The 17080-nt window shown below is 64.6% G+C and carries 13 protein-coding genes; 10 read left to right on the top strand and 3 right to left on the bottom strand.

Features of this window, described 5'->3' with window-relative positions; all coding sequences use genetic code 11:
• Nucleotides 1–48: 48 nt before the first annotated feature.
• The 5 genes from AC2CQI_RS00080 (at nt 49) to AC2CQI_RS00100 (ending at nt 10847) form a co-directional block, all read left to right on the top strand.
• A complete protein-coding gene (locus AC2CQI_RS00080) occupies nt 49–3996 on the top strand; it encodes an RHS repeat domain-containing protein (RefSeq protein WP_484578711.1) in 3948 nt (1315 codons plus the stop codon).
• Complete coding sequence (locus AC2CQI_RS00085; protein ID WP_075802474.1) at nt 3996–4583, top strand: RHS repeat-associated core domain-containing protein; 588 nt, start codon at nt 3996–3998, stop codon at nt 4581–4583. Before AC2CQI_RS00080 ends, AC2CQI_RS00085 begins: the two co-directional genes overlap by 1 nt.
• Before the next feature lie 225 nt (nt 4584–4808).
• Nucleotides 4809–6830, top strand: coding sequence for a hypothetical protein (locus tag AC2CQI_RS00090; protein ID WP_144443554.1), 2022 nt, complete (start codon nt 4809–4811; stop codon nt 6828–6830).
• A 194-nt stretch (nt 6831–7024) separates the two neighbouring features.
• Complete coding sequence (locus AC2CQI_RS00095) at nt 7025–9217, top strand: autotransporter outer membrane beta-barrel domain-containing protein (RefSeq protein ID WP_484580685.1); 2193 nt, start codon at nt 7025–7027, stop codon at nt 9215–9217.
• A 160-nt stretch (nt 9218–9377) separates the two neighbouring features.
• Nucleotides 9378–10847 carry a hypothetical protein gene (locus tag AC2CQI_RS00100; RefSeq protein WP_484578712.1) on the top strand — a complete coding sequence of 490 codons (1470 nt, stop codon included), beginning with the start codon at nt 9378–9380 and terminating at the stop codon, nt 10845–10847.
• Between the two features lie 46 nt (nt 10848–10893).
• Here AC2CQI_RS00100 and AC2CQI_RS00105 read toward each other — a convergent pair whose 3' ends face one another.
• Complete coding sequence (locus tag AC2CQI_RS00105) at nt 10894–11172, bottom strand: helix-turn-helix domain-containing protein (protein ID WP_081430215.1); 279 nt, start codon at nt 11170–11172, stop codon at nt 10894–10896.
• A 268-nt stretch (nt 11173–11440) separates the two neighbouring features.
• Here AC2CQI_RS00105 and AC2CQI_RS00110 point away from each other — a divergent pair, with 268 nt between their 5' ends.
• The 5 genes from AC2CQI_RS00110 to AC2CQI_RS00130 all read left to right on the top strand — a co-directional run bounded on the left by AC2CQI_RS00110 (nt 11441) and on the right by AC2CQI_RS00130 (nt 15696).
• The gene (locus AC2CQI_RS00110; protein ID WP_081430214.1) at nt 11441–11770 is read left to right on the top strand and encodes a hypothetical protein; all 330 of its coding nucleotides are present in this window, start codon (nt 11441–11443) and stop codon (nt 11768–11770) included.
• 152 nt (nt 11771–11922) lie between these two features.
• Complete coding sequence (locus AC2CQI_RS00115) at nt 11923–12717, top strand: alpha/beta fold hydrolase (RefSeq protein WP_075802470.1); 795 nt, start codon at nt 11923–11925, stop codon at nt 12715–12717.
• Nucleotides 12714–13568, top strand: coding sequence for an alpha/beta hydrolase (locus AC2CQI_RS00120; protein ID WP_484578713.1), 855 nt, complete (start codon nt 12714–12716; stop codon nt 13566–13568). Before AC2CQI_RS00115 ends, AC2CQI_RS00120 begins: the two co-directional genes overlap by 4 nt.
• Nucleotides 13569–13685: 117 nt before the next feature.
• On the top strand, nt 13686–14474 hold the full coding sequence (locus tag AC2CQI_RS00125) for a DUF4892 domain-containing protein (RefSeq protein ID WP_484578714.1): 789 nt from the start codon (nt 13686–13688) through the stop codon (nt 14472–14474).
• Between the two features lie 172 nt (nt 14475–14646).
• Complete coding sequence (locus AC2CQI_RS00130) at nt 14647–15696, top strand: AI-2E family transporter (protein WP_484578715.1); 1050 nt, start codon at nt 14647–14649, stop codon at nt 15694–15696.
• On the opposite strand, the gene AC2CQI_RS00135 is transcribed toward AC2CQI_RS00130, so the two are convergent.
• Both AC2CQI_RS00135 and AC2CQI_RS00140 read right to left on the bottom strand, forming a co-directional pair.
• Complete coding sequence (locus AC2CQI_RS00135) at nt 15693–16355, bottom strand: GntR family transcriptional regulator (RefSeq protein ID WP_075802466.1); 663 nt, start codon at nt 16353–16355, stop codon at nt 15693–15695. The genes AC2CQI_RS00130 and AC2CQI_RS00135 overlap by 4 nt on opposite strands.
• 16 nt (nt 16356–16371) lie before the next feature.
• Entirely contained in the window at nt 16372–17079 is a 708-nt protein-coding gene (locus AC2CQI_RS00140) for a FadR/GntR family transcriptional regulator (RefSeq protein WP_075802465.1), read from the bottom strand.
• Nucleotide 17080 lies beyond the last annotated feature (1 nt).

A 17080-nucleotide genomic window follows, 5' to 3' on the forward strand; every position in this document is an offset into this window, starting at 1 on the left:
GACCGGGGCCCGCGCCGTCTGCTCTCTCTCCGTTGGGGACCAAAGACCATGACCACTTCTTCCGCCGTGCATTCCAACGCCTTCAATTTCATGAGTTTCATGAACAACAGCGTCGACCCGCGGACCGGGCAGTACACGCTGTCGATCGACCTGCCCGAGCTCAAGGCCAATGCCCTGATCGGCCCGAATGTGCCGATCAAGCTCGACTTCAATCCGCTCAACCTGCTCGACAGCGGCTACGGCCTGGGCTGGAACCTGCGCCTGAGCGAGTTCAACCCGGTCACCAGCATGTTGTCGCTGCATACCGGGGAAAGCTACAAGGTCACCGGTGATGGCCAGGAACCGTCGATCAAGGAGAAGAAGCTCGACACCTTCCGCTTCTTCGACGAGGGCAACGGCGTCTGGCGCATCGTGCACAAGAGCGGCCTGGTGGAAGTGCTCAAGGAGCTTGGCAGCGGCTCGCGGCGCATCGCCTTGCCCAGCGAGATCCTGGCGCCGAGCGGACATGCGGTCAAACTGAGCTACGCCGTGTTCGAGACGACCCATCGCCTGGCCAGCATCGCGGATGCCAGCGGCGAGTTGCTGCGCCTTGTGCGTGACAGTTCCGAGGTCAAGCTGCTGTTGCCGCCGTTCGATGACAAGCCGCTGTCGCGCTTCGTGATGAAGCTGAGTGGTGGCCGGGTCAGCGAGATCGTGCTGCCGGTGCCGGAGCTGGCGTCCTGGCGCCTGACTTACGAGACGGTCCGCGGTATCAGTTGTATCAAGTCGGTTGGCACGCCGCTGGGCGGCAGCGAAACCCTCGAATACCTCGATGGTGGCCATGCCTATCCGGGCAGCACCGGCCGGCCCAACCTGCCGCGGGTGACCCGCCACACCATAGTGCCTGGCCCGGGCCTGGCAGCGCAGGAAACCACCTACACCTACACCACCGAGAACTTCATCGGCAACGGCTCCTCGATCAACTGGCAGGACGATGGTCTCGACCAGTTGTACAAGGTCGATTACACCTACGACTACGGTTCGGTCGCCAGCCACGTACTCGATGGCAAGGTGGTGCGCACGGTGAAGTACACCTTCAACCGGTTCCACCTGATGACCGAGGAACAGACCCAGCAGGGGCGTTGCGTGAAAACCGTGACGACCGCCTATCATGCCCTGGACACCGCCTTCGATAACCAGCCGGCAAACTTCCAGTTGCCACGCTCGGTGCAAACCCGCTGGTCGATCGACGGCGAGCCGAGCCGGCACCGCACCGAGACCCAGATCAGCGAATTCGACCTCGATGGCAACCCGACCCTCGAAGTCCGGCCCGACGGTGTAAGCACCAGCAGCACCTGGTACAAGGCGGCAGGGGAGGACGGTTGCCCCGAGGATCCGGATGGCTTCGTCCGTCACCTCAAGGAGCAGGTGGTCACTCCGGCGCCGGATGGCGCCTGCGATGCGCCGGTACTGCGCACCCAATACCGCTACGTTCGCCTCGAACCCCTGGCCTCGGTGGCGAAGAACGCCTGGCTGGCGCTGGAGAGCGAAACCCTGAGCCACGGCGCGACCTTGCTCAAGGAAACCCGCCACGAACATTTCGACAAGCCGGACGATGCCATCCTGCACGGACGCATCGCCAGCGACAGTGAAACCTGCAATGGCCAGCCGACCTTCACCGACTATGGCTACCAGGTGCTGGCCACGGAGGGCGTGCTGCAAACCACCGAGACCCTGACCGGCTTCGATAAGACCAGCAAGACCCTGGTGCTCCAGCACGCCTTGCTGATCGGCGAGGCGGTGCAGACCCACGACGATGACGATGTGGTGATCCGCTACAGCTATGACACCCTGCGCCGGGTCACGTCCGAAACCGTGGCCCCGGATACCGACTACGAAGCCACCCGCCACTATGCCTACACCCTGGCCCGGCTTGACGGTCAGCGGGCGGTCCAGGTGATGACCGATGTCAAGAACGTCGAAACCCGGACCACGGTCGATGGCCTCAACCGCCCGATTCTGGAGGAGCGTCAGGACGTCGACGGTGCCGACGACGCCGAGATTGCCTGGCGCACCACCTATACCGCGCGTTTCGACGGCCTGGGGCGGAAGGTCGAGGAGTGCGAATTCGATTGGCTGTTGCAGGAGCAGTTGCCGCTGGTGCACCACTTTACCTATGACGATTGGGGCCAGCAGCTCAGCGACACAGGGCCGGACCAGGTGGTGGTGTTCGAAGAAAACGATCCCATCGGCAGCCCCGACTGGGCCGGGCCGATCAGCCGGGCCTGGCGGCAAAGCATCGACGGCGAGCAGGTCAGCGGGCAGACCGTGACCCGCGTCAACCTGTTCGGCAAGCCGGCCCGGGTCGAGCGCTTCGATACCGAGGCCGAGCCGGTGCGGATCAGCCTGCACGAATATTTCTACGACGGCCTGGGCCGGACCCGACGCGAGGTGGACGGTCGGGACCAGACCACCCTCTACCATTACGACGCCTTCGACCGTCTGGTCGAGAACGTGCTGCCGGGCCTGGCGGTGGTTCGCCGGCGCTTCGTCACCCACAGTGATGAAGACCTGCCGACGCACATCAGCGTCGATGAGGTCGAGCTTGGCCAGCAGGACTTCGACGGCCTGTCGCGGATGACCCGCTCGGTGACCGGTGGCCGCGAACGCCTGTTCACCTACAAGCCGGGGCGCATGCAGCCGGCCACGGTGACCACCCCGGCCGGCGCGGTGATCGCCTATGAGTACCTGCCGCAACTGGGCGATGAGCCCATGCGTCGCGAGCTGTCGCCGGAGGTGGCGGCCGACTATGTGTACGACAAGAAGAACGCCCGCCTGCTCAGTTGCACGGAGCTGGGCCAGTCGCTGGTGCGCGAATACTTCAGCACCGGCGAACTGAAAAGCGAGACGCGCAGCGAGGATGGCCAGGAGTACGCCATGCACTACGCCTACAGCCTGCGCGGGCGCTTGCTGAGCTATACCGATGTATTCGGGCAGACCCAGACCTACGAGTACGATACGGCCGGCCGCCTGATGTGTACCGTGCTGGGGTCCACCAACTCGACCTTCCACTATGACGGCCTGGGGCAACTGGAGTGCATCAAGACCCACGATAACGCCGAGCAGCTGCATGTGCAGATCGGCTACGACGACTTCTCCCGGGAGATCTCGCGCTGTTTCGACTTCGGCGACCTGACCCAGCACCTGACCCAGGAGTGGAACGCGGTGGATCGCCTGACCAAGCGCATCCACCATGAGGGGGAGACGCTGGTGCGCGAGGAGCGCTACGGATACGACGAGCGCAATCGCCTGACCGACTACCAGTGCGATGGCTCGCCGCCGCTGGACGCCTACGGCCAGGCGGTGCAGGCGCAATTGTTCCGCTTCGACGGAATGGACAACATCACCCGGGTCATGACCGTGTTCCCCGGCGGTCAGAACCGTGCCGACTACCACTACGACAACCCCGCCGATCCGACCCAACTGACCCATGTGATCAACAGCGATGAACCGTATCCGCAGCGCATCGATCTGGAGTACGACGAGGACGGCAACCTGGTGCGCGACGAACAGGCCCGGCAGTTGAACTACGACGCCCTCGGGCGCCTGCTCGGGGTTGGCGACGGCAATGGCGCGCTGTCCGGTAGCTACCGCTACGATCCACTCGACCGCCTGGCCAGCCTGTCCGGTGCCCAGGGCGCCGAGCAGCGCTTCTACCGCGAGGAGGAGCTGGCCAACCTGCTCCAGGGCGAGCAGGGCAGTACCTTCATGCGCGGCGCGGGCAACCTGCTGGCGGAGCACCAGGCCGGCGACATCAGCCTGCTGCTGGGCTGCGACCAGAAGAACAGCGTGCTCAGCGAGCATGTGGCTGGCGAGGGTATCACCGACATGGTCTACACCGCCCACGGCCATCGCAGCACCCGGGTGCAGGCCCGCCTGGCCTTCAATGGCGAACTGGACGAGGAGGCGGGGGGGCAACTGCTGGGAAAGGCTACCGGTTCTACCGACCTGTCCTGATGAAGTTCTGCAGCCCTGACGAATGGAGCCCGTTTGGCCGCGGAGGCCCGAATGCCTATGCCTATTGCAAGGGCGATCCGGTGAATGCGAGTGATCCGACGGGGCATAACGTCTGGTATCTGGGCGGTGCTCTGCTCGCGGGCGCCTTCACGGCCTATGCCAGTATCATGGCCGCCACGAAGAAGGGGCGTGCCCAGGCCGACTGGAGCATCGTGGCTGCATTTTCCGGTGTGATGGCCTTGGGATTGGGGTACTCGGCCTACAGGGCGAAGGGGAACAGCAAATACCCGTCGGCGCCCGGCGACGCTCCGGAAACGCCGGTGAACGGCAGTATCAAGCAGAGTATCAGCAGCAACACTTCGGCCAAGCAACAGGCCAAGGAACTGCAGTCGATGAAGGAGGCGAGCAAGCTGTACGAGAGCCGTGAGAGGCATGAAGCATTTCTCGAGAATGCCCATAAGCAGCCGTCGAAATCGTCGAAGCTGGAAAGCTACACGCAAGGGCTGACCGATAAGAACGGTATACCGCTGCCGGGGCGACCACGTGTCGAAGACATTCGTGATCCCGTTGGGCATCGGAAGTCCTGATATCAACGTTCAAGCCCGTGAGCCTGCCTGGCTTGACCTCCACACCCTCCCTTCGTGGCCGCCCTTCGGGGCGGCCTTTTTCTGCCCCTCGCGCCGGGTGCACCTGTTATTTCTGTCAGTTACGCCAATCCATCCGGGGGTATTAAATGGCCCCACGGCTGTTCGTTCCGGAGCGGCATCCGCCGTGTCAGCGAATGGCTGGACACATGGAGAGGGGTGACCACTATGTCACAGTCAGAACAGCAACGAATCGCAGAGCAGGCGCGCAGGGACTACCGCAAGGCACAAATGGACCGGCGTAACGAAACGACGGACCTGCCGCCGGTGACGCTGGCCCCCGGGGTGATCGCCGACGCCAACGACAATACCCTGTTCAGCAGTGCCCGGCAGGCGCCACTGGCCGTTACCATGCAGGCCTGGACCCTGCCTGACCCGGCCGATCCGGAGGACCGTGAGCGAGTGTTCATCCAGTGGGCACCCGCTGGCACCACCCACTACGAAACGGTCGACGAGATCGAACTGGCGCCGCCGTTCCTCGCGCACTTTCCGCTGACCCGGCACGTGCCGGTCGAAGTCATGCAGGCGGATGGCGCCTGGGATATCACCTACCGGATCATCCACTACAACACCACCACGGAGACGTCGCCGGCGCTCACTGTGCTGGTGGACGCCTCCGAGCCCTGGCGCCCGCACGAGCCGCCGAAGCTGATCATGCCCGATGGCTTCATCAGCGAGCAGACCCTGACCGACAACCCCGATGGCATCACCGCCACCCTTCCGGAGTACGGCGACCGCCAGCCAGGTGATGAACTGATCTACTGGTGGGCGACTTACCCCATTCCCGACGACCCGATGGATGTACCTATCGGCGGGCGTTTCGCTGTGACGGGCGAGCCGATGACGTTCAAGGTCAGGACCGATCTGATCCGCGAGGTGGGGGACGGTGGCTGCTACATAACCTATATGCTGATCGACAAGGCGCTGAACCGCAGCCGCCTGGCCGTCTACCAGCCGGTGGCCGTTGCCCTGGGCACCCTGCCGGCCGACCTCGAGCCGCCGACGGTACCCTTGGCCGAGGGCGACAACCTGATCGACATGGCCGATGCCGGGATCGGTGTGGTGGTGAACATTCCCGGCTACGTCGGCTGGAAGCCGAAAGACCGCGTCGAGGTGAAGTGGGGCAACAGCCTGGTGACCGCGGAGGAGTTGGGCTCGGTCCCGGTGTTCCCGGTGCCGGTGCGGGTACCGTCGGCCATTCTCAAGGCCGAGTACGGCACCGCCGTGGGCGAGCTGGAAACCAGTGTCAGCTACAGGATCCTGCGCGGCACCGTGCCGTTCGATGCGCCGGAGATCAAGATCAACGTCGACTTCTCCCATATCGGTCCGCCGCGGCCCGACCCGGACCTGACCTGGCCCGACCCGGTCAATCCGGCCCTGGGCCAGCTCGATACCTATGGCAAGGTCTCCGAGCAGTTCAACGAACTGACCCCCGCGGACAACGGCGAGCCGGCCAAGCAGAACATCATCCTCTACGCACCGGCGGTGAAGGACGAGATCATCGAGTTCTACTGGGGTGATCGCCTCGGCTACACCTACGTGCTGCAGGGTTTCGAAGAGCCAGGCTCGGAGATCGGCGTGGAGATTCCCTGGGAGATCATCCAGGACGTCGGCAATGGCCCCGCCGTGCCGGTGCATTACCGCATCAGCGCGCCAGGCGGGAACAACAAGCAGCATTCGAAGACCTACCACGTGAAGGTCGACGCCTTCGTCCTGACCCCGGAAGCACCGGAATACCTGGGGGTCAGCGCCGACAGAGGCTGGCTGCTCTGCGAGTCGCTGTTCGAGGACTTCGCCAACCCCCATCCGGACGAGCCGGCGGTGCGGGTGAGAATTCCCGACCTGAGCAAATGGCTCAAGGACGGTGATAGCGTGACCGTGACCTGGACACCCTGGGACAGCCGTTTCGCCGACACCGGTGAGATCATCGAGGACGCGATCTTCACCGAGGACTACATCATCGGTACCGAGCATCCGGCCACCGGCTTCGTCATTCGCGTGCACCCCTACGACAAGCACATCCTGCCGACCTATAACCCGGACGGGGGCAAGATCGACGGGCGGGCCTACACCAAGTATTCCTTCCAGTTGAATGGTGTACCGGTGACATCCCTGGAAGTCGTGGCGACCGTTTCCATGCACCTGCCCTCGGGCTACTGCCCTATGCCTGAGCGCAAACGCGTGCCCTAGCAGGCCGGGTTACCTCGCGCCCGGGGCATTCGGCGGGCGCGGGGCTTGTCATAATCTCTGCTATATTTTGTGGAATTTTCCTACATAAAATTTGGGTTGTCGTCTGTAGTCTCGCCGGCCTTTGCGAAGTGAACCCGGTTGCCCGTCAGCTTGGTTTGACCGCGTCGTTTCATAGCCTGCGAGAGCTTCTCATGATGCCCAAGACTCCTTCGTTCAAACTGCGTCCCCTGGTTCGCATTCTGAAATTCGCCGCCCTCGCGCCGCTGGTGCTGGGCAGCGAGTATGCAATGGCCAGGACGATCATCGGCGATGAAACCATCGATGCAACGACGCCTTCCGACAATTACCTGGTAACCGGCGGCTCCCATCTGACCGCCAATGGTGCGCAGACCCAACATATCCTGACCCAGGATGGCGGCAGGCTGACCCTCAACGGCAGCACCGTGACCGCCACCGGCATCAATGTCGGCGTGTTCCTCGGCAGCGGTTCGGCGGATATCTCGGGAAGCACCATCACCAGCGAAACCGAAGGCTTGTCCCTGGGACGCCAGGGCAGCAACGGCTCCACCGCCAATGTGCGTGACAGCAACATCACCGGTGCCCGCAGCGGCGTGCAGATTTCCGCCAACAGCGACCTGATCCTGGAAAACACCCAGGTGACCGGCACCAATGCCACCAGCCAGGGCATCCAGATGTTCGGCGGCTCGGTCACGGCCCGCAACAGCTCGATCATCGGCGGCACCCACGGTATCCGTATCCGTCTGGACAGCGCTCTTCCCGACAGCGGCACGGTGAACCTGGATGGCACCCATGTCGAGGGTGGCACCGGTGCGGCGATCCTGGTCGGTACGGGAGCAGGCCAGGGCGTCAGCGCCGATATCGTGGTGGCCAACGGATCGACCCTGACAGGCGGCGACGGCAATGTATTGAAGGTCGCCAGCGGCTCGACCGGCAACATGACCGTGGACAACAGCCACCTGGTGGGCAATGTGGTGGCCGAGGACGGCGCCACGGCCAACCTGACCCTGCAGAACCATGCCACCCTGACCGGCGCCCTGGAAAACGTCGCCAGCCTGACCCTGGCCAGCCAGGGCCAGTGGAACATGATCGAGGACGACGAAGTGGGTGACCTGGTCATGGACGGGGGCGCGGTCCGGTTCGGCGAGGCCGACGCCTTCCACCGCCTGACCGTGGAGAACCTCTCCGGCAACGGCACCTTCATCATGGATACCGACTTCTCCACCGGGCAGACCGATTTTCTCGAAGTGACCGGCGAAGCCCACGGCGATCACAAATTGCTGGTCGGCAGCAGCGGTGCCGACCCGTTGACCGACGGGCAGATCCATGTAGTGCAAACCGCCGGTGGCGATGCCAGCTTCTCCCTGCTCAACGGCGAGGTGGACCTTGGCACGTTTTCCTACGACCTGCTCCGCGATGGTGACAACTGGTACCTGGACGCCTCGACGAGAAAAATCAGCCCCGGGACCCAGACCGTGCTTGGCCTGTTCAATGCCGCGCCCACCGTGTGGTACGGCGAGCTGTCGAGCCTGCGCAGCCGCATGGGGGAACTGCGCCTGAACGGCGGCAAGGCCGGTGCCTGGATGCGCGGTTACGGCAATAAGTACAACGTTTCCGCTTCGTCGGGCACCGCCTACCAACAGACCCAGCAGGGCGTGTCCTTCGGTGCCGATGCGCCGCTGCCGATCGGTGACGGGCACTGGCTGGCGGGCGTGCTGGCCGGCTACAGCGACTCGGACCTGAACCTGGCCCGTGGCTCCAGTGGCCAGGTCGACAGCTACTACCTGGGCGCGTACACCACCTGGCTGGATCCGCAAAGCGGCTACTACTTCGATGCCGTGCTCAAGTTCAACCGCCTGCAGAACGACGCTACGGTCAATCTCAGCGACGGAACCCGGACCAAGGGCGACTACGACACCCACGCGCTGGGGACCTCGTTGGAGTTCGGCAGGCATATCGCCCTGGGCAACGGCTGGTTCGCCGAGCCCTACACCCAGTGGTCCGGCGTGACCATCCAGGGCAAGCGCTATGACCTCGACAATGGCATGCGCGCCGATGGCGATACCACCCACTCGCTGCTGGGCAAGGTTGGCAGCACCTTCGGGCGGACTGTCGAGCTGGGCGAGGGGCGGGTGATCCAGCCCTATGTACGGGTCGCCTATGCCCACGAGTTCGCCAGCAACAATGCGGTGCGGGTCAACGACAACCGCTTCAACAATGACCTCTCCGGCTCGCGTGGCGAGCTGGGGGCCGGGGTCTCGGTGTCGCTGGCGCAGAGCCTGCAACTGCACGTCGACCTGGACTACAGCAACGGCGAGCAGATCGAGCAGCCATGGGGTGCCAACGTCGGCCTGCGCTATAGCTGGTAATGCTGCGGGAGCGAGCCGCCAGGCTCGCTCCTTGAATACCCTGGCCTGCCGCGGATACCTGATACTTCTGTCAGTTATGCCCGATCCCCTTCTTGCCGTTAAATGGAGTGCGACACCCGAGCCTTCGGGTACCGATCCGCTTTCTTGAGGAGAGCTGCCGATGTCGACCCCGTTGCAAGAAGCCCTGGTACTGCTCCCGCCACCCATCGTCGATGCCCTGCTCGACGATATCGACGGTGGCCAGCCCAATCTGCTGCATATCGATGACTTGCAGGTGCCGCTGGCGGTCGAGATCCCGGAATGGCTGCACAGCGACCCCTCGCCGGACAATCCCGAGAGCCTGGAGCTGTTCTGGAATGGAAAGACCGTAGCCACGCGATTCTGGACCACGCCGATCCTGCCGGAAGATCTGCACCTGACGGTGGCGACGGAGTTTCTCACCGAAGGGCAGCAGCGCATGGAGTACAGGGTGGTGCTCTACAATGGCTCGCCCCAGGGATCGCAGCCGCTCATCCTCACCATCGATACCTCCCCGCCGATCCTGGGCGGTGAGCAGGGCGCCCTGGTCTTTCCGCCCGAGGTCATCGACGGCGGCCTGACCTGGCAGTACCTGGAGGCCTGCAACGACCGGGTGGTGGCGCAGGTTCCGGAGTACCGTGAGGTACGGCCCGGCGACACGCTGACCTGGTATTGGGACGAAGAGCCCTTCGCCTATCATCAGGCGGGCTCGCGCACGCTTACTTCCGATGATATCGGCCAGCCGCTGGAGTTGGTCTTCGACGGCAATCTGATTCGCGAGCGGGGCGATGGCCGGCGCTATGTGCATTACGACGTCACGGACCGCGCCGGCAATCCCAGTGTTTCCTCCAGGCAGGTGCCCTTGTCGGTCAGTGCCACGCCGATACCGCGGGAACTGCTGTGGCTGGATGTAGTGGAGGCCGATGGCGTCGGCGAGGAACTGGTGCTCGATCCCGATAAGGGGCGCAGCGGCATACAGGTCGTGCTCGACGCGCAAGTGCTCATCCATCCCGACGAGGAGGTCTGGGTGCATTGGGATGATCCCGGCAGTGTGGCGGACTTCGAGGGCCTGCTGGACAAGGACGGTGATCCGCGGCTCTGCCGGATTCCCAGGGAAAGCGTGATTGCGTCGATCGGCAAGACGGTGACCTTGTATTACGAGGTAAGAGGGCCTGGCGAGGTGCTGCCATCGACGCCGCGCCGTGTCCGTGTCAGCAAGGTCTCGTCCGGATTTCCTACCGTGCAGTGCGAGGGCCAGACCAGCAATGGGCTCAGCCTGGCGGGGGTGCCGGCCTCGGGGGCGCGCCTGACCCTTGCGTTCTGGAAGCTGATGACTACCGATCAGATGGTCAGGATTCTGGTGAGTGGCGTTAACCCCGCAGGCGAAACCCTGGTGCACCGGGCCCTGTACGACCATCGGGTCACCGAGGCGGAGCTGGTCAGCGGCATCGGTGCCGAAGGTGATGTGGTCATCACCAGGGCGTTCCTCGAATCGCTGAAGATCGGGGAAATGCTCAGCGTGAAAGTCTATGTCAGCTTCGACCTTGGTGAGACCTGGCCGTACGAGGCCGCGCCGAACTTTCCGAGCCTCAGGCTGACGCTCATCCCCTGATGCCGGGCCCGTGGCCGACTGCTTGCGGTCGGCCTGGGCGACGGATTCAGCGCAACTTGATCAGGCCCTGGTCGAGGGCCTTGAGCATCGCCGCGCTGCGCGAGGTCACGCCGAACTTGCGGCGGATGTTGCAGAAATGGAAATTCACCGCCGACTCGCTGCATTGCAGGATGTGGGCGATCTCCCAGGACGTCTTGCCTTCGGCGCTCCATTGCAGGACCACGGTTTCGCGCAGGGTCAGCCTGATGGGGTCTTCCGACAGGGTGGGCACGCGCTGGACCGGAGCAAGGGACGGGGCGCTGCCAAGGGATTGGGATGCGTACATGAAGTGAGCTCCTGACGTTGGAAGTGCAGTGTGATTCCTTCGAAAATCGATTCGACCGGGACGGTACGGACACACTTATATCGCCGTTTCTTCATGTTGAAACCTGACAAAAATATCAGTTGTGGAGATTTTGCGGGGTGGACACGCCCCCGCTTTCGATGCGCCGACCTGGTATTTTTGTCAGTTGTTGCACTCACTCCGAATTGCTAGCGTGGAGGTGTACGAGCAGCATGCCCTGGGAGGAAACCCCATGATCGGAAGTAATGGAATGCGAGCCTGTTCAGCGGACCTGCGCCAGGTACTGGATGAATGCAACTTCAACCATCAACTGGACTTCGCCGAGTTCCAGGTGTTGCACGATGCCGCCGATGCCCGCCTCGATGCGCTGGTGCGGCGCTATGGCAATCGCCGCGGGTCCGAGCAGTTGCAGCAGTTCCAACTGGCCTGCGAGCAGATGGCGAAGATGCTCCAGGTGTCGTGCCTGGCCATGCAGCGGGCCCAGCTTTGCGAGCAGGAGCGCCATCAGGTGCGTGAGGCCTACGAGTACCAGGTGGCCTATATCCAGGCCTGCCTGCATCGCTCGTTCGAAGGGTTCTGAGCGCTGTGGGAACGTGCCTGCAGTGAGGCCCTGGACAGCAACATAGAGCTCCTGACCGGAGTGCCGTCCCTGATGGCCGTTCCGGTCATTGCTCCATCCCCGTCCGTTGCGGACAATCACTGTCAGTTTTTTCCGCAGCAGGCCGTCCGAAAATGTCGCAGCAGATCTTCTTCGCCCACGCCAACGGCTTCCCCTCGGCCACCTACGGCAAGCTGTTCGCCGGCCTGGCGCCGGACTACCAGGTCCGCCATCTGCCCCAGCATGGCCATGATCCGCGCTTTCCCGCCGGGGATAACTGGCTGCTGCTGGTGGACGAACTGATCCATCACCTGGAGCAGCAGGCCGAGCCGGTCTGGGGCGTCGGTCATTCCCTCGGCGGGGTGCTGCACCTGCATGCCGCCTTGCGCTGCCCGGAGCTGTATCGCGGGGTGGTGATGCTCGACTCGCCGGTGCTGACCCTCGCCGACCAATGGCTGATCCGCCTGGCCAAACGCTGGGGCTTCATCGACCGGATCACCCCGGCCGGGCGCACCGAGGGCCGCCGCGAAGCCTTCGACGACCTCGACCAGGCCCGCGCCTATTTTTCCGCCAAGTCGTTGTTCCGCGCCTTCGACCCGGACTGCCTGGAAGCCTACCTGCAACACGGCCTGAAAAGCGAAGGCGAGGGCCTGCGCCTGGCCTTCGATCCGGCCATCGAGATGCGCATCTACCGCAGCATCCCGCACACCCGGCCGGCATCGCCCGGCAAGCTCAAGGTGCCGCTGGCCATGGTCCGCGGCAGTGACAGCCGTATCGTTCGTGCCCATCACGCCCAGGCGGTGCGACGCATGCCGCTGGGAGAAAACCACAGTGTTGCCGGCGGCCATATGTTCCCGCTGGAGCGCCCGGACGACACCGCACGGCTGATTCGCAGCGTGTTCCAGCGCTGGCAGGAGCAATCGGCATGAGCCATCCCGTGGAAGAAATCCGCCTTGACCTTGGCCATATCGAACTGGCCGCGCATTTGTACGGGCCGCAAGACGGCCGGCCGGTGATCGCCCTGCATGGCTGGTTGGACAACGCCAACAGCTTCGCCCGCCTGGCGCCGAAGCTGCACGGCCTGCGCATCGTCGCCCTGGATTTTGCCGGCCACGGTTACTCCGGGCATCGTCCGCCGGGTGCCGGCTACGCCCTGTGGGACTACGCCCATGACGTGCTGCGGGTCGCCGGGCAACTGGGCTGGGAGCGTTTTTCCCTGCTCGGGCATTCGCTGGGGGCGATCGTCTCGGTGATCCTCGCCGGCAGCCTGCCCGAGCGCATCGTGCGCCTGGCCCTGATCGACGGGGTGATTCCGCCGGGTGCGGCGGCACAGGATGCCGCCGAGCGCATGGGCATGGCCCTGGAGGCGCAGTTGCACCATGAGGGCAAGCGCAAATCGGTGTACGCCGAGCTGGACCGGGCGGTGGAAGCGCGGATGAAGGGCATGGTCGCGGTCAGCCGCGAAGCCGCCGAACTCCTGGCCCAGCGCGGACTTGGACCGGTTCCGGGTGGTTTCAGTTGGCGCAGCGACAGCCGCCTGACCCTGCCGTCGCCGCTGCGCATGAGCGAAGAACAGGCCATGAGCTTCGTCCGCCGCATCGCCTGCCCGACCACCCTGGTGGTCGCCGACGACGGCATGCTGGCGCGCAACACGAGTCTGCTCGAGCAGCTACCCTTCACCCTGGAACACTTGCCCGGTGGTCATCACCTGCACTTGAACGACGAGGCCGGTGCGGCCCTTGTTGCAGACTGTTTCAATCGCTTCTTTGCCATTCCTTGACTTGTAACGGGCAACTGTCGAGGCTTGGCGGGTTTTGATCAGGGAGACAATCATGACCCAGCACGACAGCAGCCCCCTTTCCGTACGCCACGCCGGGTATGCCGGCGGGGTTCGCCGATGAGTGCCGTCCAGTCCGTTCTCGCCGCGCTTTTGCTGGTCGCCGGCAGTGCCCAGGCCGCCGGCGAACTGCCGGTTCCCCAGGATGCCAAGGTCTTCGACCAGCAGCCGGCGCGGGAGCAGGAGCGGGTCTATCCGCTCGGTGCGTTGCGCAAGATCAGCGGTCAGTTGCGCATGGAAGGCAAGGTGGAAAGCCGTGGCCAGGTCAGCTCCACCACCTGGCAACTGCCGCCCGAGCGCAGTGCTGGCGAAGCCTTTACCACCGCCCGTGAAGCCTTGCAGGCCGATGGCGGCTATCCGCTGTTCTGGTGCGAAAGGCGCGATTGCGGTGAGAGCAGCCTGTGGGCCAACGAGATCTTCCGCAATGCGCGGCTGTATGGCTCGGACGAGGACCAGGCGTTCATCCTCCTGCGCCGTTCCGGTGACGACCACGACACCCTGATTGCCCTGTACGCCATCACCCGCGGCAATAAACGCGCGTTCCTGCACGTAGAGAAGTTCGAGGCCAATGCGCCGCTGGGCGACCTGCTGCCGACCCCGGCCACGGTGCTGCGGGAACTGCGCAGCACCGGCAAGCTGGATTACCCGGACCTGGACGGCGAGCCACCCAGGCCGTGGGTGGAGTTGCTGGCGCGCAGCCTGAACCTGGACAGCAGTTTGCGGGTCAGCCTGACCGGGGCCAAGGCGGTGGCGTGGAATGACCAGTTGAGTGCGGCCGGGGTGCGGGCGGCAAGGCTGGAGACTGGCGACAAGCCGGCTGCCGGCCTGCATGTCGAACTGATCCGCTGACAGGTGATCGCACCATTCGGGCTTGCCAAGAACCCTGTGGGAGCTGGCTTGCCAGCGATGAGGCCCTAGCTGGCAAAGGAGTTGTCTGACCTGACGCCATCGCTGGCAAGCCAGCTCCCACAGGGGCCTGCGTCAAATCGAAGATTTATCTGTGTTCCATGAGAGAGGCATCATGCTCAACAACGACCGCCTATTGGTGCAGATCCTCTTGCTGGCCCTGCTCGGGGCCGCCCTGTGGGTCATGGCGCCGTTCATTTCCGCGCTGCTCTGGGGCGCGATCCTGGCCTTCGCCAGTTGGCCGCTGATGCGCCTCGTGACGCGTTGGTGCGGCGGGCGCGAAACCCTCGCGGCGAGCTTGCTGACTACCCTGTGGCTGCTGCTGGTGGCCTTGCCCCTGGTCTGGCTTGGGTTCAACCTCGCCGACCATGTCCGCGACGCCACCGCCTTCATCCGCGACGTGCAGGTCGACGGCCTGCCGGACGCACCCGCCTGGCTGGGCAGCGTGCCCTTCATCGGCGAACGTCTGGTGGGCTACTGGAACACCCTCGACCAGCAGGGCGCGGCGCTGCTGACCACGGTCAAGCCGTACCTGGGCCAGGTCGGCAACTGGCTGCTTGCCCGCAGTGCACAGATCGGCAGCGGGATCGTCGAGCTGATTCTCAGCCTGGTCTTCGTGTTCTTCTTCTACAGGGACGGGCCACGCCTGTCGGGCTTTGTCCTGCGCCTGCTGGAACGCCTGGTCGATGATCGCGGCGCCTACTACCTGGGCCTGGTTGCCGGCACCGTACAGCGGGTGGTCAACGGGGTGATCGGCACCGCCGCCGCCCAGGGCCTGCTGGCGCTGATCGGCTTCCTGATCGCCGGGGTGCCGGGGGCGCTGGTGCTGGGGCTGGTGACCTTCATGCTCAGCCTGATCCCCATGGGCCCGCCGCTGGCCTGGATTCCCGCCACCGCCTGGCTGGCCTGGCAGGGCGAATACGGCATGGCGGTGTTCCTCGGGATCTGGGGCACCTTCGTCATCAGCGGCGTGGACAACGTGCTCAAGCCTTACCTGATCAGCCGCGGCGGCGACCTGCCGCTGGTGATCGTGCTGCTCGGGGTGTTCGGCGGGTTGCTGGCCTTCGGCTTCATCGGCCTGTTCATCGGGCCAACCCTGCTGGCGGTGGGCTACAGCCTGCTGGTGGACTGGTCCAACCACAGCAACCCGGCGAAGCGTACTTAATCCAGATCGAGCTTGGCCTCGATGCGGTCCAGATGCAGGTGCATCAACCGCAGCGCGGCCTCGCTGTCACCGTCCTCCAGCGCATCCACCAGCGCCGCATGTTCCTCCCAGGCGCAATGCTCGCAACCGTGCTGCTCGTACTTGGCGATGATCAGCGAGGTCATCGGCACCAGGCCGTTGAGAAAGCGCGTCAGCGGCGCGTTGTCGGCGATTTCCGCAAGCTTCAGGTGGAACTCGCCGCCAAGGCGGATCGCCGTGCAGCGCTGGCCCTGTTCGTGGCTCAGGCGCTCGCGGGCGATCAGGTCGCGCAACTGGCGCAGTTGCCCCGGCCGCGAGCGTTGCGCGGCCAGTTCGATCAGGGTGGTTTCGGCCAGGCGCCGTGCACTCAACACCTGCCGCGCCTGCTCCGGGTCCGGCGCCGCCAGGCGCGCGGTGTGGGCCGGGCGCTGGACGATCACCTGCTGGTCCGACAAGCGACCGAGCACCCGGCGAATCACCGTGCGACTGACCCCGAATGCCTCGCCAAGGGCCAGTTCGGTCAACGGCGTGCCTGGGCTCAGGCGCTGTTCGAGGATGGCGTCGAACAGCTGCGGATAAATCTCTTCCGCAGACATCCGGCGCCCGCCGCCGGCCATGAGGAAGGGCAGGGAGGTGTTCATCTTCGCTCTCCTGTGGTCAGTGACCCGGCTGTTCGTCCGGGACGTTCAGTTCGATACCCATGCGCCGGCCTTCCTCGAGGATGTGCCGGCGCATCTGCGCGCTGGCCTGGGCGCTGTCCTTGTTGCGGATGGCGCGCACCACCGCTTCGTTTTCCGCCAGCCGCGCCGCCAGGTGCTCCGGTGATTTGCGCAGGACCTGCGCGCTCTGCTTGAGGGCGTTGCTGGTCTGCTGCACCACGCTCTGGAAGATCGGGTTGGAGGTCAGGGCGAACAGCGCCTCGTGGAAGGCGATATAGGCACTGACCCCGGCTTCGGCGTCGTCGGCATCGAGGGCTTCGCGCATGTCCATCAGGGTCAGGCGCAACTGCCCGGTCTCGCTGCTGTTGATGGACTGGGCCACCAGCCCGACGATGAACGGCTCGAGGGTGTAGCGCAGTTGCAGCACATCCTCGAGGCTGGCCTCGGCCACCGACGAGGCGGGGACCAGGGTCGGTTCCGCCGTGTCGGGGTCGAGCACCAGCACCCCCTTGCCCGGCATGGAACGCACCAGGCCAAGGGTTTCCAGCACCGTTACCGCTTCGCGCAGGCTGGGCCGGCTGATGCCCAGCTGCTCGGCCAGTTCGCGTTGCCCCGGCAGCATCTCGCCGGAGCGCCACTGGCCTCGGGCCAGGGCCTTGCGCAGTTTGTCGACGACTGCGTTGACGACGGTCGATGAGGTAATCACA

It is taken from the genome of Pseudomonas sp. P2S-1, assembly GCF_057197725.1.